We start from the raw sequence: 18,616 nt of genomic DNA, 5'->3' as shown, positions 1-18,616 counted from the left end.
TCATGAAAAAAGCAGTTTTAAATATCATTATGGTCTTTATGACCGTTGGAGCCTTCGCTCAAAACTTTAAAAACAACATTACAGTAAGCGGCCATCACACCTATTCGATTTCCCCCGAATACAGCAGCAAGATGATCCTCAGTATGAACAACGTCTATTATGACGCCCAGACGATGAGCTTGTCAGAAGTCAAATCGACCTATTTGGATAAATTGGCCAAAGTGGGTATCAGCAGTGACCGCTTGAAAGAGGATCCCTTGCACTATGCACTACTAGGATACGAAAAGGAAGGTCTAATACTTGAATTCAAGACCACTTCACTTGAAGAAATGCAAAAGTTCCTAGGCGTGAAATCCATAGGAGTAACCCGCTCGGATACCACACTTAAAGCTGAATTATCGGATGCACAAATGGCTACCTATGCCAAAGCCGCATTTGATGACGCCAAGAAGAAGGCCCAAGGTATTGCGGACAAAATAGGCAGAAAAATAGCCAAGGCTATTTACGTGAGCGATACAAACGCTAAAAAGATATCAGAGTCGATGTACTATGGCAACACGAATGACGAACGCGATTATTACATGTCCGTTTCCTTCGAGTTGCACTAAGAATCAGTTGGTTGTTTATTGAGAAGTCCCGTCAGCCCTATTACATTTGTCCATGTTTCTAGTTTGGCAGGCGGGACCTATCTTTAAAAGCCTTATGTTGTCGTATCTCTTCTAAAAAGAGCGTGGAAACAAAATAATACAGGCATGTATAAAAATGTAGTCTCGGTAGTATTCTTGCTTCTTATCGTTCAAGCCTGTGGTGGGCCCACTCCGAAAGACAACGAAACAGCTGCAAAAAACAAGGAAATCATACACCCTGCCGTCGACCAATTGTCCTACCCTATGGAAAACACCATCGAAAAAAGGTTTTCCACACCTGATGGTTATCGAAGGTCCGAAGTAGACTCAGGTTCATTTCAACACTATTTAAGGCAACTTCCTTTAAAGAAGGTGAATTCAAAAGTGACTTATTTTGACGGTTCTTTCAAACCTAACAGCAATGTCTATGAGGCCGTTATCGACTTACCGATTGGAAAAAGAGATCTTCATCAATGTGCCGATGCCATTATTCGTTTAAGGGCCGAGTACTTTTTCAAAGAAAAGAAATACGATAGTATCGGCTTCAATTTCACCAATGGCTTTCGTGCGGATTATATTCCATGGAGGAACGGAAAACGGATTAAAGTTTCGGGGAACCAAGTTCGATGGACCAACGGTACAACGCCTTCTACTTCCTATATCGATTTTTGGAAATACCTTGAAATGGTCTTCAGCTACGCGGGCACCGCTTCTTTGGAAAAAGAGATGAAACCAATTTCATTAGATGCCATAGACATCGGCGATACCTTTATTAAAGGTGGTTTTCCTGGGCATGCCATCATTGTTGTCGATATGGCCATCCATCAAGAAAGTGGGAAAAAAATAGTGCTGTTGGCGCAAAGTTATATGCCCGCCCAAGAATTGCAACTTCTCAAAAACCCAAATGACAGTGTTATGAATCCGTGGTACGGTATGGAACTAACCGATACGTTGTATACGCCGGAGTGGACATTCGAAATCCACCATTTAAAACGGTTTTAAAGATCCATTCACGCGCATACAACCCGACTATCAAGAGAGGGTGCCGGATATTTGAACCCTATGTATGGTAAAATCGGACATATTTTCGTTCATTTTGAATAGCTATCCATGGGCAATAGCCCCATCACCCTTATTTATTTTATTGGTGCCGACCCCCTTGATGAGCAGCCATAAACAAATACCTATTTCCCCTACACTAGCCGGTATTCCGGCTATATCGGAAACTAGGCTCCCCCCATATCCTTCAAAAAGAAAATAACCCAAAAAGTCGATTAGATATCCGATGCATCCGAGCATGAGCATAACTCCAAAAAATTTCGGTAAAAACCCAGATTGATACACGAGATATCCAAAGGGAAAGAGCCATAAACCCCAAAAAACATGGGCCACTAGAGTACCGTTATTAAACGATTCAAGTAGTAACATCACTTCAGAATTCAAGCTATCGACCCCGTGTATGTTTGCGTATTGCACATTGTCTATAAGGGCAAGAACATCCATATGATTTACGATATTCAAATAAGAAATCGGCACACTTGTTAGTGCGAAAACTACCATGAGCGCGGCCTGCTCTTGTTTTACTGACCGCAATAACCTAAATAAGACAACCGGCACCGCTATAAAGCAGGTAAAACATACCAAATTACCCAGTATACCCAATTTAAATAATAATTGTGAACTGGTTATGTTCTGCACCGTCTCAGCGGCATTATCCCACAGTATTAATTCGGAGGGAACATAAAGTATGCTGAAAATACCACTGACAATGAGCAAGAGGTAGAAAAAACCGGCTATTCTTGCCGTTCTATTTGTTGGTTCCATACGACTGTTTAACTATTAGACTCTTCCATTATTTTATGTAATTTGTCACGATATACAAATGCTTGATCATGATATTGTTCTTCGGCACCCGACCTGGAAAAACAGAAATCAAATCACTTCATGGAGTGAAATGTCCTTATTGTGCACAACCGGACACCTTAACCCTTTCACAGACCAGTAATTGGTTTCACCTCTTCTGGATAAAGATTTTCAGGTTCTCAAGACATACCATTGCCGAATGCGAACATTGCAAACGGGTTTATTTTGAAAATGAATTCACCGAAGAAATGCAACGGAACGCTCAGGTGGATTGAGGCTGTACCCCCTTATCCTCTAACCGATTTCAGTAGCTCAGTTGTCTTCCATGACAGCCTTTAATTCAACGACCGACCAAACCGTATTGTCATCTATGAAATCCTTGAACATTGCCGCATGGCTGGCCCCGGCCAAGATCATTATTCGTCTATCGTCATCCGTAGCACTTTTTTGAACTAAAGACCACATGTATAGATTGCGTCGGTACCACTCCGAAGTAAGATACGGACCGATAAAATTATCCTTTGGCCCCACAAGTAAGGGTATTTCGATATGAAAACGATTACTCATTGCTCTGAACTTCTCCGTATTCAAATAATAGGTCAAGTCCAATAAAGATTCCCCATTTTCAATCTTCTCATCAAAGTCGGAGGTGAAAACCTCGACTATTTTTCCAATTCTGGATTGAATATCCACTTGCTCGTGTTTCTCAAGGACCACCATAAGGCTGTCGAATGGGAATTCCGTTTTATAGTCAAAACCGATTATCTCCTCTATTTCCCCCAATTTGGCGGCTCTAAACGCTAATTGAAATATTTCATTCTTTCTATAAAAATCACTTAAACTATCATCCGAAAAATAGGTGTTATCTGCATAGCGCTTACGAAGGGAGTCTAGTTGCATCTGCTCATCGTGCTCCCATTCCACAAAAATCTTAGTTGGATTGAATTCGGAAATCCGATGTGCTATATCGTCGAGCTCCTGCTGTGAGTCATCATTCAGAATGTCGAATGACTTGGTTTTGGCCACGTCTGCACCTGGGTTGTTATAGTGAAAAGTGCCGATCAACAAAACTTCTTTTTGACTCTCCTGTTGCGTCCCAGGATCGGCCTCGACTTTCGATCCGGAATCTTTGCAGTTATACAACCAAAAGGCGGTCGTTAGCAGAATGATATAGGGGCGTATTTTTTTTATGCTCGTTTTCATTTCAAGTAGATTAATCAAGGTCTAACCGCATTCCCAATGAAACGTTTCGCTGCTCGACAGTGGCATTTCTAAAAATGGGATTCAGGTCATACTTTGCATACAGCTGCACCCCGTCAAAACCAATATAAGCACTTAAGCCATATATGAAGTTAGAGGTATTATAACCTCTTTTCAATTTATCCTTGACGTTTTCACCCTCACGACGGTACTTTAGTTTTTGCCTTGTTCCTAGGTTAAATCCTCCATAGCCCCCGATACCAAATCGAAATTGATTGCGAATGGAGTATCGGATCTTGTTTTCACTCTCGATGTACCTTGAAGGCCCAAATTCGAAATGTACTGGAAAGACCAAATTATCCATTCGGAATTTCGATTTTCTCAATTCAAACTCAAACTCCTGAAGTTCGGTTTGCCCATTTTCAACCGTGAAAAACTGATTGTTTTTCGGTTTCAGCCCATTGAATTGAAAGGACACCCCGTAGCTCAAACGCAGCGCATTGGAATTCTTTAACACACGTGTTCTCCAGGCCCATCCCAGCTCAAGAAAACGACTTCCTCCTAGTTTATAGGGAGAATCTTCAAGCGACTGGCCATCGATTATCGCATTGTTCAGTCCAAAGGCGATCACTGGGTCGATATAGGTGCGGCGATCATATTTCACATCGACCTTCCAATCTCTAGAATTGAAAGACAACACCCGCTCCCCATTGATATCGATTTTGAACATGCCGTCATCGTATTCTTCCGACTCGGATAGAATAAAGGTCTCTCCTTCGTTTCGTTCTAGTAAGAGAATTTTGTTGTCGATTATAGCCATGCTGTTTTCGATATTCAGCGCATGTTTTTTCGCTGCCGCCTCTTTTCGGGTTTTTGCCTGTTCGAAAGAAATATCATCATTCTTCAGTTGTTCGTTGATAGTTTCAATTTCTTCTTTTAAAGCTTCTTTTTCTTGTTTAACAACATCTTCTTTCAAACTTTGAAGTACCTCTACTTTCTTTTGGTAGTCTTCATGTTGGGCATTCAGGCGCTGTGAAATAAATGCAACGAGTGCAAGTAAAAAATAAAGTGTAATTGTTCTCATAATGATTTTGATTTGCTCAACCCTCACCCTACCCCTTCCGAGGAAGGGGGCGAATGGAGCATGTATTATTGATTGATGAATATTAATTGTTGCGATCTGCAACGGCTGTACGAACTTTTAGGAATCCACTTTTTAAAGATTCGAAAATTTGATCTCGGAATGATTTATCAAGCTCATTCTCCACTTCGGACAATAAGGCCATAGCATCTACACTTTGATCGTTACGGAAAAGGGGGCCCGTCAACAACTCTTCTTGAGCCTTACGCAATAACGAGTCTACTTCAGCATCGGTTATTTGCTCTTGGTTTTGTTCTAGAGCGTCTACTTGGGCAAGTACTTCCATGAGTTTGGTCTTTATGATCTCCTCGGAAGGATCACTCAAGGGAACTTCGACCTTTTCCGAGGAATCGGCAAGTTGGGTATTTGCATTTTCCGTTTCAAGAATTTCCTTCTTTTCTATAGTCGGCTTTCTTTCTACTTTCTGCTTGGGCGCTTCTTCATTGATTACTACTTCAACCGGTGGGTGCGGAGTAGTGTCCTTTGAAAAATCCTCGACCTCTTCACCACTCTTGGTTGCATCTTCGACCACCTGAATTGCAGGTTCGGAAACTGGAGCAGTACCTTTAAAGAAAATGGTAGAAAGAACAATCAGGCCTATGAAACATGCTGCTACGGCGTACCATAAATATCCTTTTTTTCTCGGCTGTTCAGCGGACGTATCATCTAGCCTATCGCTCAACTTTAGCCAAGCATCGGATGAAGGTTGTATCTCTCGATTTTCGAGTTCTTTTTTGATATGTTTTTCAAATTTATTCGGTGCCATATCCTATAATATTTTGCTTCTTTAATTTCTCTTTTAACATTTTTCGTGATTTGAACAATTGAGACCTTGAAGTACCTTCTGAAATGTTGAGCATTTTTGCTATCTCGGTATGGGAATAGCCCTCTACTGCAAATAACACGAATACCGCTCGATACCCCTCAGGCAGTCCATCGATAAGACCCTGAATATGAGCTACATCCAATTCAGAGGAGACCGTCACACTGGGTGAGGCCGTTTTCTCAAAAACAGTATCATCAAAGACCACGAACTGTTGTTTTCTCAAATGCGATATGCTTTCACGTACCATTATCCTTCTTACCCAGCCTTCAAAACTACCATCGAAACGAAAACTGTCAAGGTGCTTGAACACCTTTACAAAACCGTTGATCATGACGTCTTCAGCAAAATGCACATCTTTGACATATTGCCGACACACACTCAACATTTTTGGCGCATGCTTTTCGTATAGCCGCTTTTGCGCCTCACGATCACCTGATACCGATTTCTTGATCAGTTGCTTCTCGTTACTATAAAATGGTATGATTTTCAAGGTCTTTATCGTTGTCTTCTATTAGCATAGACGCCACAAATCTTCATTCTGTTGCCTGAAGTTAAAAAAATCTATTTTTTTCTTTCGACCACATAGTTGACCATGAGTTCAAGAGCGCTTCGGTAGCTTGAGGGCGGATAGGCTTCCAATAATCGCAATGCCTGTTCTTTGAACACTAACATTTTTGAAACCGCATAATCCAATCCGCCACGATCTTTCACAAATGAAATAACCTCTTTGACGCGTTTCTTGTTCTGATTATGGTTTTTTACCGAATTGATCAACCACTTTTTCTCCTTGTTTGAACAGTTGTTCAATACATGGATGAGCGGCAACGTCATTTTTTGTTCTTTGATATCGATACCTGTAGGCTTGCCGATTTGTTCGGTGCCATAATCAAAAAGGTCGTCCTTTATTTGAAAGGCCATTCCGCAAAATTCACCAAATTTTCGAAACGTTTCCACGTCTGAAGACCCTGGCTTCACCGAACAAGCTCCAAGAGCGCAGCAGGCTGCTATTAAGGTAGCCGTCTTTTGTCTAATGATATCATAGTAGATATCCTCTGTTATATCGAGTCTGCGTGCTTTTTCAATTTGCAACAACTCTCCCTCACTCATCTCACGAACGGCAACCGAAATAATTCGCAAAAGGTCAAAATCACCATGATCAATCGATAATAAAAGTCCCTTCGAAAGCAGATAATCCCCGACCAAAACTGCGATTTTGTTCTTCCATAGTGCATTAATGGAGAAAAATCCGCGGCGTTTATTACTCTCGTCTACCACGTCATCATGTACCAAAGTGGCCGTATGTATCAATTCTATTACCGAAGCCCCCCGATATGTTCGCTCATTAACCTGACCGTCATTCAAGAGTTTGGCACACAGAAAAACAAACATAGGCCGCATTTGCTTCCCCTTTCGGTTTACGATGTAATAGGTAATTCTATTGAGTAGGGCTACTTGAGACGACATCGAATCGCGGAACTTGCTTTCAAAAAGTTCCATTTCCGTACGAATCGGGTCTTTTATTTGAGATACGACTTTCAAAAATAAGTTCGTTTTTCAGTAAGGTCTGAATTGAGTCATAAAATTAGGGAAAAGCGCGGAGTATCTTGGTACGCATCCGTAGTAATGCTCGTAAAAATAAAGTTCCACGGTGATTTGGATTGCTTGTTCCCTTTTCGAACGGACCTCTTATGATTTATTGGCCAACTGTCCGCATGCGGCATCGATATCTTTTCCCCTCGAACGGCGCACTGTAACAACAATATTATTGCGTTCGAGTGTTTCCGTATACATGGAAATGGCTTTTTGAGCGGCTTGCTGAAACATTCCGTCATCAATTGGGTTGTACTCGATTAAATTGACTTTCGAAGGAGCGAATCGGCAAAAGGCAACCAAGGCATCAGCGTCTTTTTGCGTATCGTTGATTCCTTTCCATACCACATACTCATAGGTAATCCTACTTTTGGTTTTCTCATACCAGTACTGAAGGGCTTCACGAAGATCCGTAAGGGAAAATGTGGCATTGAAGGGCATTATGGAAGTACGAATTTCATCGACTGCAGAGTGTAGGGAAACCGCCAATTTGAACTTGACGTTATCATCAGCCATCTTTTTGATCATTTTAGGTACTCCTGAGGTCGAAACAATAATTCGCTTCGGAGACATACCCAAACCTTCGGGCGAAGTGATTTTATCAATGGCTTTTAGTACGTTATTGTAATTCATCAGGGGTTCGCCCATACCCATGAAAACGATATTGCTCAATGGGCGATCAAAGTACAGGCGACTCTCGTTATCGATAGCAACCACCTGGTCATAAATTTCATCCGGGTTTAGGTTTCGCATTCGCTTCAGTCGTGCGGTGGCACAAAACCTACAATCTAAGCTGCAACCTACTTGGCTTGATACACAGGCCGTTGTTCGCGTACTTGTCGGAATCAACACGGATTCTACGACCAAGTCATCGTGCAAGCGTACAGCATTCTTGATCGTACCATCACTACTTCGTTGCATGACATCGACCTTGATGTGATTGATGACGAAATTATGTGCCAACATTTCACGGGTCTCTTTTGAAAGATTGGTCATCACATCAAAGGAGTGCGCCGATTTTTGCCAAAGCCATTCATACACCTGATTGCCTCGAAAAGCCTTGTCGCCATTAGCAACAAAGAAATCGCGCAGTTGTTCTTTGGTCAGGGCCCGAATGTCTTTTTTTGTGCTCACGAAGGTTGTATAAGAAATCCCTCCTTATGCTTGTATTGAACTTAAAGAGGGATTTATAACTTACGGTATACCAGTTCTACCGTAATGGAAAAACAAATATGTTCTATATAATCAGCATCGCATCGCCGTACGAATAGAACTTATACTGTTCTAAAATAGCTTCTTTGTATGCCTTTTTCATCAGGTCATGCCCCACAAATGCGGAGACCATCATCAGTAAGGTCGATTTTGGCAAATGAAAGTTCGTAATCATGGCATTCGCAATACTGAACTCATAAGGAGGGAAAATGAATTTATTCGTCCATCCATCAAAGGTGTTCAGTGTGCGCTGCGAAGAAACCGCGCTTTCCAAACCACGCATGGCCGTAGTACCTACGGCACATATTTTTCTTTTTTTGATTTTGGCAGAATTTACAATTTCAGTAGCCCTTTCATCGATAATCAATTCCTCACTATCCATCTTGTGCTTCGAAAGGTCTTCTACCTCAACCGGGTTAAAAGTACCTAAGCCTACGTGTAAGGTGAGTTCAGCGAAATTCACTCCTTTGATTTCCAAACGTTTTAAAAGATGCTTTGAGAAATGGAGTCCGGCCGTAGGTGCGGCTACCGCTCCTTCATGCTTGGCATAAATGGTCTGATATCGATCTTCATCTTCCGGTTCCACATCTCTCTTGATGTATTTTGGCAAAGGGGTTTGACCTAAATCCCTCAGTTTTCTTCTGAAATCGAGATACGAACCATCGTAGAGAAATCGCAAAGTTCTTCCTCTTGAGGTCGTGTTATCGATAACTTCGGCAACCAAGGTTTCATCATCACCGAAATAGAGTTTATTACCGATTCTTATCTTACGTGCCGGGTCGACCAAAACATCCCAAAGACGTTGTTCTTCATTCAATTCACGAAGTAAAAACACTTCGATTCGCGCTCCAGTTTTCTCTTTATTTCCGTATAATCTCGCTGGAAAGACCTTTGTATTGTTGATGACCATGATATCATCTTCATCAAAGTAGTCAATCAAATCTTTGAACATCTTATGCTCAATCTTTCCCGTTTCACGATGGATGACCATTAGCTTGGACTCATCTCTGTTTTCCGCTGGATATTCGGCGAGTAAATTCTCTGGAAGCTCAAAATTGAAATGCGATAGTTTCATATAGAGGAATTAGTTGCTTTGGATTACTATTTTTTAGCGGCTGCAAATATACAACCTGCGGATAGGGGATGTCAAGTAAAAGGGGAATTATAATTCGGAGACTTGAAATCGCAAGGTCTTTAAATCGTTCCAAAAGTCAGGGTAAGACTTTGAAACGACCTCTGCATCATTGATTATCAAATTGGTTTTGAGTGCGAGCGGAGCAAAAGCCATTGCCATACGATGGTCATTATACGTATCGATGGCCACATCGGACTCTATGGTATTCGAAGGTTTCAAAGTCAGCGCTTTTTCAGTAACCGAAATGGGAGCTCCTAATTTCGTTAACTCGACAAACAACGCTTCTAGACGATCCGTCTCCTTTATCTTGAGCGTATGTAGGCCGGTCAGTTCACAGCCCATCCCCAACCCAAAACAAGTTACGGAAATGGTTTGTGCCGTGTCGGGAGCATTTGACAGATCATACCCAACAGTGTTCAACTTCGGGTCTTCAGCCTTTATCAGGGTAATCTTATGCTGATCGAAAACTGTGTGCACACCGAAATCCGTATATATTTTGGAAAGGATACTGTCACCCTGAAGACTATCCTTTTTATATGCAGAAAGAGTAATTCGTGTTCCTATTTCACAAAGTGCTACGATACTATAAAAGTATGAAGCGGAGCTCCAGTCCGATTCCACCACTAGGTTTGCGTCATTGACAATTGTCCGGGGTGCTACCGAAATACGGTTGTCGTCGAACGTACTCACTACCCCGATCTGTTCGAGCAGGGCTAAGGTCATTTTAATGTAAGGTACCGAAGTAATCTTACCTACCAATTCCAATTCAAGCCCATTCTGAAGACTTGGGGCAGTTAAGAGTAATGAAGATATATACTGACTGCTTATATCCGCCGGCAAACTAACACTACGCTCCGTCAACTTCTTGCCTTTGATTTTCAAAGGCGGGTACCCTTCATTTTGTTCGTAAACGATGTCGGCCCCCAATTGGCGCAAGGCCTCTACCAGCACTTTGATGGGGCGTTCCGTCATACGCTTTGATCCGGTCAGGGTAACTTCTTTCCCCTCACTTGAAGCAAAAAAGCTAGTCAGAAAACGCATGGCGGTACCTGCATGGTGAATATCGACCGTACCAGTCGAGACTTGCAATCCCTTTTGCATGACTTGGGCGTCATCGGAATTCGATACATTCTCTATGGAAATATTTGGATAAAGTGCCTGAAGTAAGAGGCATCTATTCGTTTCACTCTTAGAGCCAGTAATCTGTATACTCGAGGAGAATAAGGTGCTATCAGGTGAAGCTAGTTTTAATTTCAAGGTTCGGTGTTTTAAAACGAGCCCCAAAGATACTACTATTTAAGCTTTTGATTATTGTGGTGGCGATCGTGATCTCTCTTGGTCTTGAGGTCTAGTTTCTCATCAAAAGCCCGTTGTAAATCAACGCCCGTTTGGTTCGCCAAACAAAGTACTACAAAGAGTACATCGGCCAATTCTTCACCAAGATCTTTTGATTTATCCGATTCCTTTTCGCTCTGCTCACCGTAACGTCTGGCAACAATACGGGCTACCTCACCTACCTCTTCCGTGAGTTGGGCCATATTAGTGAGTTCGTTAAAATAGCGTACCCCGTGTTCCTTGATCCATTTATCTACTTTTGCCTGAGCTGTCTGCAGTTCCATCCGATGAAGTTTTAGATAAAACTAGTTTTTCTGTTTGTTTTTCCACGACATTTTTAAACAATTCTTTCAGGTCGGCATAGTAGTTTGCCGATATCACCGCTTCATTTATTTTCAAATCGACCATGACTTGAAGGCCACTTCCGTTTTCGACTATTTGATACTTGAAGCTACCCATTTTATTGACAAGTGCCATATTCATGTTCTCCGGTTTGGAAGTCAATTGATAGCCCTCTGGGAGTTTGATATTCATGACGAACTTCTCTTGCCATGGATAAGTAAAATCTATGGGATAGTTTCTGTCTTCAAGTTTAAAGGGGTTTTCGGTCATGGCCATATAGAACATAGGTGAAAAATACATCTTATCACCTATAATGTTGGCCTGACTTTCCAAATTGAAGGTAAAACTTTCCATCACCGGTTTACCAACTGTCTTCTTGTTCTTGATGGCGTAATCAGAAATTTCCATTCCGTTATTCCTGTTCTCCAACTTCTCCAAATAATCCTCTTCGTCGGCAGCTGCATATCTATTTCTGAAAGCATAACTATCATAATCGGTATAGGACTTGCGCGCTTTACCTTCAATATCACCATTTGCCTTCAGGACTACGCTTACGTTTGTGCTTTCTCTTGAAACTTTCTTTGGAATAAGGTTCAATGTCTTAGCGGTACCATCTTTTTTGATCATCTTGCCAAACCAGTTCAGTGCTCGGGTCGGTAGTAAATTGGGCTTGGTGTATTTGTTCGTTGCATCGAGTAAGACCGTTCCTCCTTCAAGTTCTACTGCCGTAACTACATAATTGAACCCTTCGCGAGTGGGAAACATTGGTACTCCGTGGTCTCTGGTGCTGACCAATACCGGATTCGCATTCAGGCCGGCTTCTTGTAACATCGAGGTAAGAATAAGATTGATATCGGCAATATTACCCGATCGTTCTTTGTAGGCTGTCTTTACCCCTTTATCTACCCCGTATCCATAGATGCTATTCCAATTCATTCGCCCCTGTACATGCAAAAAGATCGCGGCAATCAGTTCTGATTCGGTTGTGGTGGCCGCCATCAACTTTTCAAGGTCTTCCTGGAAATATCGACCTGATTTCAATTGACCTCCAAAACTGTCACTTTTATATATTTTTTTGATGACATCTTCCCAAGTTGTCGAATAGCTTTCACGTGCTTCCTGTGGAAACTGAATGTACTGCAATTCATACTTGACAGCGCTTCTATAATTGTCCATATCATTGACATAGGGCTCTTCCTTCAATGCTGGAACATTCGCTATATCATAATGAGTTGTATTGATTTTATATTCAATTGTTTGCGCATCAAAATTGGTTGCGGCCGAGTAGCGATTAGAGCGGTTCTTTGAAGTGTAATTTATTCTACCCGCTTTTGTACCAAGTTTGGGCGAAATTGGAAGGTATCCTTTCATTAACGGTTTGAAAACAAAATACTCGGGAATCTCTACGGCTATTTCCAGTTTTTTAATCGGTATGTCATACTGCAAGTCGATTTCATCTACGGAGGAATAGAACGGTGATGTGATTTGATAGTGGTATTCAAGAACGCTACCTTCTTTTACATTGGGCAATGTAAATTTCTCCTCGTTTCGGTATTTGCTCCGGGAAGTTTTGAATACCGCTGACTTCTCCATCTTACTCTTTTCTATCTTCCCATTTTCAAGGTTATAGGTATAGGCTTTTAACCCTGAGATGGATTCCGCATCACTTCCGTTTTTATATAGCAATTGGGATACGGTCGCATAATCAAACCCATCTTTACTATATATCTTCACACGTTCATGCACATCGGTAAGCAGCTTAAAACCAACACCTTGAGTATATGAGAATCGCACGCTTTGATGACGGTACAATACCGAGGCCACGGCAGAGGAGTCTTGTGGATATACGTTCTCGGTTAGCTCTTCTTTTGAAACTTTTCCAAACTTGAAATCTTGGCCTAAAACAAAGGAAGTTGCGGAAAAAACAAGGCAAAATACGGTAATTTTAAGTCTAATCATGGTAGTTCTTCTTAATTTGTATGGTTGGTTTATTGGTTCTTGACCAAAACGATTTGCGCGTCATCCAAACGCGCTGTTTCCTTTCTGAAATCGCGATAGTCACTATACTTCTCTTTAGGATAATACCCCTTCTTAACAAGGAGACTACGGGAATACTTCACCGTATTGTTTTCAGGAACATAGGTATAAGCTACTTCATACGAACCGAACTCGGTTTCGATTTGTCGTTCTTTGGGCATCGCCTCAATGCTATACTCTTTTGGAAGCTCTATAGTGAACTCATCGGTATCCAAAAAGCCGCGTTGGATCTCAAAGGGCAGTTTTCTATTTCGATACCTATCAGGGACAAAGTCATTATTGTTGAAGGCATTCACCGTAAAGAGAATGCGATTACCACTTAATGAGGCATAGTTCGTTGCGTTCAAAGAAACCGTCTCACTAAATGTCACTTCTGCCTTATCATCATTCAAGCTATATTCGGATACCTTAAGGTTGTTGATATTGTTCCATTGATTTTTATAGTGTTTAATAACATCTTCCTTAGGGTCTTGATTCAATCTAAAATGCTGATAATAGCGCACTCCTTTGGTCTTGATAGTAGCATTGCCGGCAATACCTCCTTCGCTATCAATGACGTAAGACGCACCAATATGTTGGTAGTTATCGTCATCAACATAAGAGGTTGTTCTGACCAATTCGCCACCCTCAGGCTTTACGATCAAGACCTTTCTATCATCGGTAAAGCTACCTATATATCCGAATGGCAGCACTTGTGAGGTGCAGTCTATCCAATAATACATGCCCTTGTGAGGAATCGTCAAAATCACATGATTTCCCTGTGCCAAATCAGCAAAATCCTCCTCGAAATCAACCTTGTCGGCACCGGCCTGTACCACAGCGTAATAAGAATCGACACCAACGGCTTTCAACAAAGCTTTAGTGTAATTCGAAAGGCCTTTACAGTCACCGTACTTTACGCGATCTACCTCTATGGCACTAATGGGCTGTAAGCCTCCAATACCGATTTGAACACTGATATAACGGGTATTATCTTGAACGTACTTGTAGATTTTCTTGGCCTTTTCCAAATCATCCTCGATACCCGAAGTCAGGTTTTTCACTTCCAGTATGGTCGCCTCGTTCAGTTCATCACGACCGGCCAGCAATTTTTCATCAATCCAAGTTCCCATGGCACTCCAACTCTCGATGGCACCATCATATCCTTTGTAATGAAAATTATTGATTTTGGTCATCAGCCTAGGCGCGATTTTACCAAAAGTGGGACTTAATCTTTCTTGTTTGATGGCTCCGATATTCTCGGCGGTATACACAATACTACTGCCCGTTTCTTTCTTTTCGAAGCGAATTGATTCGAGATTCTTCTCGTGTATGATCGGTTTTAAAGCCGAATTTGAATAGTAAATGGAGTATCGACTTTTTTCCACACTTTTCATGAACCCACCCAAAAAGTACCACGAGGGTATACTACCGGTATCGGGGGTAATATATTCATAGTTGAACTCTAAGGTATAAGGGTAACTAATGGGAGTATAGTCATAATAGAGCTGTCTATAATCAAGATAAAGTGAGAAGCCATCCACCGCACTTACATCGGTAAAGTCTTTTTTCTTTATTTTCTCTATCTGGTTGCCAAGTTTGTCATAGATAATAATTTCTATTGCCTTGATTTTTTTTGAGCTGTCATACCCCAAAGCAGTTCCTGCATGTCTATTTCCAAGTCTGTTCAAGACGGTTATCACTTGCTTGTTCTTGACCACCATTTCCTTCTTTGAGTGAATCTCGATCTCCATTTGATCAAGACGAAGCACAGCATTGGCATTCTTTGTCAAGGTCTCATCAAGTGCTAAGGCTTGATATTGGGCCAAGGAAAGTATGGAGAAAAATAGAAAACACAGAAAAACTGGTAAGCGCATTGATTTGGTTTGGTTTGGTGGTAATCACATAACGCAAAGCAACTTAATTTCTTACAAAACTTTTGAAATTTATAGACGAAACCCTATTATTCTCGATTTTTGGTATCTATGATAATTGTGACGGGACCGTCATTCAACAGAGCGATCTTCATATCGGCTCCAAAAACACCCGTTTTGACTTTTTTGTTCAATTCACCTTCCATTTGCGCAATAAAATCTTGGTAAAGGGGGATGGCGATATGGGGTTTAGCAGCTTTGATGTAAGAAGGCCTGTTGCCTTTTTTAATCGCGGCGTGCAGGGTAAATTGACTCACGACCAACGCTTCTCCTTGGGCATCGATCAACGACCGGTTCATGACCCCCTCCTCATCATTGAAAATACGCAGATTACTTATTTTTCGGGATAGCCATTCGATATCCTCTCGGGTATCGGAATCAACTATTCCCAAGAGCACAAGAAGACCCCCATCGATTTCCGAAAACAGTTCTCCGTCAATCGTAACACTTGCTTTGGAAACCCTTTGAATGACCGCTCTCATTTTTTCTCGCCAAAAAGATCCGTACGATAGTTCTCCTCTTCTCCCGTCACTATCTGAACATAGCTCTTGTAACGGCTCCATGACACCTTTTCTTGATCCAACGCCTCTTTTACCGCACAGTGCGGCTCATCTAAATGAATGCAATTATTGAATTTACACTCACTTTTCAAAGTGAAGAACTCAGGAAAGTAATCCCCGATTTCCTGTTTGTCCATATCTACAACCCCAAACCCTTTGATACCCGGAGTATCGATAATACTCCCCCCAAAACCCAAGTCGTACATTTCTGCGAAAGTCGTGGTATGTTGTCCTTGTAAGTGCTGTTCGGAGATCCTTGCTGTTTTTATGTCCAGAGTTGGTTCAATAGTATTGATCAGGGTAGATTTACCGGCGCCTGAATTGCCTGCGAACATACTGATCTTGTCGACCATCAATTCTTTTACCTTGTCCACATTATTTCCCGTTTTTGCTGAAATTCCAATACAGGTGTACCCTATATTCCTATAAAGCTCCGCAAGGTATTTTACCTCGGCGAGTTCTTCTAAATTATAGGTGTCAATTTTATTGAAGAGCAGGGTAACAGGAATATCGTAGGCCTCTGCCGTCGCCAAAAAACGATCGATAAATATCGGATATGTTTTGGGGTTGTTGAGCGTAACGAGCAAAAAGACCTGGTCTAGATTCGAAGCGATAATATGGGTCTGTTTGGACAGATTGACCGATTTTCTGATGACGTAATTTCTTCGTTCTTCAATTGCCGAAATAATACCTACAGTCTCGTCACCTCCCTCTTCTATAGCAAACTCCACTATGTCACCTACGGCTATGGGATTTGTACTCTTAATACCTTTTATTCGAAACTTTCCCTTAATGCGACATTCATAGAACTCTCCATCCGCAGCCTTAATAGTATACCAACTTCCCGTCGATTTATAAACCGTACCTCTCATTCCATATTGTTATTGCGGACCATAAGTACAAAATAAAGGTTTTTGAACGAGCTGGGTCCTACTATAATTGATATAAATAGCTGTGAGAAATCGATTTCAAGATCGGATACCCAGTAAAGACGTCTCCTTATTTTCCTTCATTTTTCACCAAAAAGCCCATTTTTGTGGTTCAAATCAAAAACAGCGCTTAACTTTGAGTACTGTTCTTATCTAAAAAAACCAAAGTTCAGTGATTTTTTGAACCAGTCGTGCAACCTTAACTAAACCATATTGTCTTTAATCAACATATCTTAAATTTTTAATTATGAAAAAAATAGTTTTTATCGCAACCGTATTACTCATTGCTTCCTTTGATGCCAATGCGCAACAAATAAAGGTTATTACAAGTGTAGAATCAATTGTACCAAGTGGGCTCGGAAGATCTCGTATTATAGACGCTCAGGAAGAAAAGGACTTCGGTGAATATACTTCGGAGCAAACGGCCGAAGACAACACAAGAAACAAATCAAAACGTTCAGATATTCGCGTAAAGAACTTTGAGGAAACAAAACTGCTCAATTTTTATAACATTGCCGGAATCCGTTTTCAGAATATTGCTGCCAATGATGCCGTGATTTCATCTAAGTTAACAGCGATGCTTCAAGATGGATGGGAATTGATCTTTGTGGCCAGTGGTGTTGAAGCCGACGCCGGTGGCGATGATGGCCAAGGCTTGTTCATTACCCGCTACATCTTCAAGAAGGAGTAAAACCAGCATCCCTTTACCATCATTGACAAAAGTAAAAAGGCGCCATCATTCCTATGATGGCGCCTTTTTTATACGTTATTTCTGGTTGACTAGGCCTTTAAAATCTTCTCTTGATGATTTATTGACTCTTGGTGTATGGCTTTGAACATACGCAGCACGAATTCTTCACTCAACCCTTTGGTCTCACCCTCTAGAATCATTTTTCCCAAAATTTCATTCCACCGATTAGATTGAAGTACGGCAACATTTCGGGTCTTTTTCAATTTACCGATACCGTCAGCGACCTTCATACGTTTGCCCAAAGTATCTATAAGCTGATTGTCGATTACATCGATCTGTGCCCTAAGTCCATTTAACTGACTGTTGTATTCCGTTTCGGGGTCGTCTTCCTTTCTGATTTTTAAATCATCCATAATCTGAACCAATCTATCAGGTGTTACTTGTTGCGCCGCATCGCTCCAAGCATTATCGGGATCATGATGTGTTTCTATCATAAGTCCGTCAAAATTCAGGTCCAGAGCGGTCTGCGAAACGTCAAAGATCATATCGCGCTTTCCTGTAATGTGCGATGGATCATTGATCAAGGGCAAATCAGGAAATCTATTTTGAAACTCAATGGCCAGTTGCCATTCTGGAATATTCCTATACTTTGATTTCTCATAGGTGGAAAATCCGCGATGTATGGCCCCAAGTTTTTTGATCCCTGCGGTATGCAATCGTTCAATTCCGCCTAACCAAAGCGCCAAATCAGGGTTCACCGGGTTTTTAACCAGTACAATTTTATCAGTGCCTGCCAGTGCGTCGGCCAGTTCCTGCATAATGAAGGGACTCACTGTTGAACGGGCCCCAATCCATAACAAATCGATATCATGCTCCAAAGCTAGCTCTACATGTGCTCGATTGGCAACTTCGGTAGCGGTTTTCAACCCTGTTTCTTCTCTTACCTTTTGAAGCCATTTCAAGCCCAACGCACCCACACCCTCAAAATTTCCCGGGCGTGTTCTTGGTTTCCAAATACCAGCTCTATAATAGTTGACATCGGTATCTTTTAAATCGTGAGCGATGCGCATCACTTGTTCTTCAGTTTCTGCACTACATGGTCCTGCTATTACTAGTGGATGATCTAAACCCATATCATCCAACCATGTTCTCATTTCTTTTGTATTCTCCATTACTCTGTTTTTGGTGAAGGCGTAAAAGGCGGAGGGTAAAGGTT

At 41.5% G+C, this 18,616-nt stretch carries 19 protein-coding genes; 4 read left to right on the top strand and 15 right to left on the bottom strand.

Annotated elements, in window-relative coordinates:
• Positions 1-2 precede the first annotated feature (2 nt).
• On the top strand, positions 3-608 hold the full coding sequence (locus ACKWCA_RS20870; RefSeq protein WP_413980187.1) for an SIMPL domain-containing protein: 606 nt from the start codon (positions 3-5) through the stop codon (positions 606-608).
• 144 nt (positions 609-752) lie between these two features.
• Complete coding sequence (locus ACKWCA_RS20865) at positions 753-1,628, top strand: DUF4846 domain-containing protein (protein WP_413980186.1); 876 nt, start codon at positions 753-755, stop codon at positions 1,626-1,628.
• Positions 1,629-1,730: 102 nt separating this feature from the next.
• On the opposite strand, the gene ACKWCA_RS20860 is transcribed toward ACKWCA_RS20865, so the two are convergent.
• The gene (locus tag ACKWCA_RS20860; RefSeq protein WP_413980185.1) at positions 1,731-2,450 is read right to left on the bottom strand and encodes a DUF4386 domain-containing protein; all 720 of its coding nucleotides are present in this window, start codon (positions 2,448-2,450) and stop codon (positions 1,731-1,733) included.
• A 68-nt stretch (positions 2,451-2,518) separates the two neighbouring features.
• On the opposite strand from ACKWCA_RS20860, the gene ACKWCA_RS20855 reads away from it, so the two are divergent.
• Positions 2,519-2,764, top strand: a complete 246-nt coding sequence (locus ACKWCA_RS20855; protein WP_413980184.1) for a zinc-ribbon domain-containing protein — start codon at positions 2,519-2,521, stop codon at positions 2,762-2,764.
• Between the two features lie 37 nt (positions 2,765-2,801).
• On the opposite strand, the gene ACKWCA_RS20850 is transcribed toward ACKWCA_RS20855, so the two are convergent.
• The 13 genes from ACKWCA_RS20850 to rsgA all read right to left on the bottom strand — a co-directional run bounded on the left by ACKWCA_RS20850 (position 2,802) and on the right by rsgA (position 16,652).
• Positions 2,802-3,692 carry a DUF5694 domain-containing protein gene (locus ACKWCA_RS20850; protein WP_413980183.1) on the bottom strand — a complete coding sequence of 297 codons (891 nt, stop codon included), beginning with the start codon at positions 3,690-3,692 and terminating at the stop codon, positions 2,802-2,804.
• 10 nt (positions 3,693-3,702) lie between these two features.
• Complete coding sequence (locus ACKWCA_RS20845) at positions 3,703-4,773, bottom strand: porin family protein (protein ID WP_413980182.1); 1,071 nt, start codon at positions 4,771-4,773, stop codon at positions 3,703-3,705.
• An 82-nt stretch (positions 4,774-4,855) separates the two neighbouring features.
• Positions 4,856-5,596, bottom strand: coding sequence for a hypothetical protein (locus ACKWCA_RS20840; protein WP_413980181.1), 741 nt, complete (start codon positions 5,594-5,596; stop codon positions 4,856-4,858).
• Positions 5,583-6,146 carry an RNA polymerase sigma factor gene (locus tag ACKWCA_RS20835; protein WP_413980180.1) on the bottom strand — a complete coding sequence of 188 codons (564 nt, stop codon included), beginning with the start codon at positions 6,144-6,146 and terminating at the stop codon, positions 5,583-5,585. Before ACKWCA_RS20835 ends, ACKWCA_RS20840 begins: the two co-directional genes overlap by 14 nt.
• 71 nt (positions 6,147-6,217) lie before the next feature.
• A complete protein-coding gene (locus ACKWCA_RS20830; protein ID WP_413980179.1) occupies positions 6,218-7,195 on the bottom strand; it encodes a polyprenyl synthetase family protein in 978 nt (325 codons plus the stop codon).
• A gap of 147 nt (positions 7,196-7,342) precedes the next feature.
• Positions 7,343-8,380, bottom strand: a complete 1,038-nt coding sequence (gene rlmN / locus ACKWCA_RS20825) for a dual-specificity RNA methyltransferase RlmN (protein ID WP_413980178.1) — start codon at positions 8,378-8,380, stop codon at positions 7,343-7,345.
• A gap of 103 nt (positions 8,381-8,483) precedes the next feature.
• Positions 8,484-9,533 (bottom strand): tRNA preQ1(34) S-adenosylmethionine ribosyltransferase-isomerase QueA, encoded by a 1,050-nt coding sequence (queA, locus tag ACKWCA_RS20820; protein WP_413980177.1) that lies wholly within the window; start codon positions 9,531-9,533, stop codon positions 8,484-8,486.
• 87 nt (positions 9,534-9,620) lie between these two features.
• Complete coding sequence (locus ACKWCA_RS20815) at positions 9,621-10,850, bottom strand: 3-phosphoshikimate 1-carboxyvinyltransferase (protein ID WP_413980176.1); 1,230 nt, start codon at positions 10,848-10,850, stop codon at positions 9,621-9,623.
• Between the two features lie 35 nt (positions 10,851-10,885).
• Positions 10,886-11,212 carry a nucleotide pyrophosphohydrolase gene (locus ACKWCA_RS20810; RefSeq protein WP_413980175.1) on the bottom strand — a complete coding sequence of 109 codons (327 nt, stop codon included), beginning with the start codon at positions 11,210-11,212 and terminating at the stop codon, positions 10,886-10,888.
• The gene (locus ACKWCA_RS20805) at positions 11,178-13,229 is read right to left on the bottom strand and encodes a DUF3858 domain-containing protein (protein WP_413980174.1); all 2,052 of its coding nucleotides are present in this window, start codon (positions 13,227-13,229) and stop codon (positions 11,178-11,180) included. Before ACKWCA_RS20805 ends, ACKWCA_RS20810 begins: the two co-directional genes overlap by 35 nt.
• 29 nt (positions 13,230-13,258) lie before the next feature.
• Positions 13,259-15,163 (bottom strand): DUF3857 domain-containing protein, encoded by a 1,905-nt coding sequence (locus ACKWCA_RS20800; protein WP_413980173.1) that lies wholly within the window; start codon positions 15,161-15,163, stop codon positions 13,259-13,261.
• Between the two features lie 86 nt (positions 15,164-15,249).
• On the bottom strand, positions 15,250-15,702 hold the full coding sequence (gene dtd / locus ACKWCA_RS20795) for a D-aminoacyl-tRNA deacylase (protein ID WP_413980172.1): 453 nt from the start codon (positions 15,700-15,702) through the stop codon (positions 15,250-15,252).
• Complete coding sequence (rsgA, locus tag ACKWCA_RS20790) at positions 15,699-16,652, bottom strand: ribosome small subunit-dependent GTPase A (RefSeq protein ID WP_413980171.1); 954 nt, start codon at positions 16,650-16,652, stop codon at positions 15,699-15,701. Before rsgA ends, dtd begins: the two co-directional genes overlap by 4 nt.
• A gap of 304 nt (positions 16,653-16,956) precedes the next feature.
• Here rsgA and ACKWCA_RS20785 point away from each other — a divergent pair, with 304 nt between their 5' ends.
• A complete protein-coding gene (locus ACKWCA_RS20785) occupies positions 16,957-17,400 on the top strand; it encodes a hypothetical protein (RefSeq protein WP_413980170.1) in 444 nt (147 codons plus the stop codon).
• An 89-nt stretch (positions 17,401-17,489) separates the two neighbouring features.
• On the opposite strand, the gene ACKWCA_RS20780 is transcribed toward ACKWCA_RS20785, so the two are convergent.
• A complete protein-coding gene (locus ACKWCA_RS20780; protein ID WP_413980169.1) occupies positions 17,490-18,572 on the bottom strand; it encodes a chorismate mutase in 1,083 nt (360 codons plus the stop codon).
• Between the last annotated feature and the right edge of the window lie 44 nt (positions 18,573-18,616).

The sequence above is a fragment of the Maribacter corallii genome (genome assembly GCF_047345415.1).
In the GTDB taxonomy this organism is placed as follows: domain Bacteria; phylum Bacteroidota; class Bacteroidia; order Flavobacteriales; family Flavobacteriaceae; genus Maribacter_C.
This window is presented reverse-complemented; position numbering and strand designations above follow the sequence as displayed.

Excerpts from the sequence above, each read along its gene's own strand:
- ACKWCA_RS20800 (WP_413980173.1), bottom strand. The coding sequence starts at position 15,163 with ATGCGCTTACCAGTTTTTCTGTGTTTTCTATTTTTCTCCATACTTTCC.
- ACKWCA_RS20845 (WP_413980182.1), bottom strand. The coding sequence starts at position 4,773 with ATGAGAACAATTACACTTTATTTTTTACTTGCACTCGTTGCATTTATT.
- ACKWCA_RS20870 (WP_413980187.1), top strand. The coding sequence starts at position 3 with ATGAAAAAAGCAGTTTTAAATATCATTATGGTCTTTATGACCGTTGGA.
- ACKWCA_RS20865 (WP_413980186.1), top strand. The coding sequence starts at position 753 with ATGTATAAAAATGTAGTCTCGGTAGTATTCTTGCTTCTTATCGTTCAA.
- queA (WP_413980177.1), bottom strand. The coding sequence starts at position 9,533 with ATGAAACTATCGCATTTCAATTTTGAGCTTCCAGAGAATTTACTCGCC.
- ACKWCA_RS20860 (WP_413980185.1), bottom strand. The coding sequence starts at position 2,450 with ATGGAACCAACAAATAGAACGGCAAGAATAGCCGGTTTTTTCTACCTC.
- ACKWCA_RS20785 (WP_413980170.1), top strand. The coding sequence starts at position 16,957 with ATGAAAAAAATAGTTTTTATCGCAACCGTATTACTCATTGCTTCCTTT.
- ACKWCA_RS20840 (WP_413980181.1), bottom strand. The coding sequence starts at position 5,596 with ATGGCACCGAATAAATTTGAAAAACATATCAAAAAAGAACTCGAAAAT.
- ACKWCA_RS20850 (WP_413980183.1), bottom strand. The coding sequence starts at position 3,692 with ATGAAAACGAGCATAAAAAAAATACGCCCCTATATCATTCTGCTAACG.
- ACKWCA_RS20855 (WP_413980184.1), top strand. The coding sequence starts at position 2,519 with ATGATATTGTTCTTCGGCACCCGACCTGGAAAAACAGAAATCAAATCA.
- rsgA (WP_413980171.1), bottom strand. The coding sequence starts at position 16,652 with ATGAGAGGTACGGTTTATAAATCGACGGGAAGTTGGTATACTATTAAG.
- ACKWCA_RS20805 (WP_413980174.1), bottom strand. The coding sequence starts at position 13,229 with ATGATTAGACTTAAAATTACCGTATTTTGCCTTGTTTTTTCCGCAACT.
- ACKWCA_RS20810 (WP_413980175.1), bottom strand. The coding sequence starts at position 11,212 with ATGGAACTGCAGACAGCTCAGGCAAAAGTAGATAAATGGATCAAGGAA.
- ACKWCA_RS20780 (WP_413980169.1), bottom strand. The coding sequence starts at position 18,572 with ATGGAGAATACAAAAGAAATGAGAACATGGTTGGATGATATGGGTTTA.
- dtd (WP_413980172.1), bottom strand. The coding sequence starts at position 15,702 with ATGAGAGCGGTCATTCAAAGGGTTTCCAAAGCAAGTGTTACGATTGAC.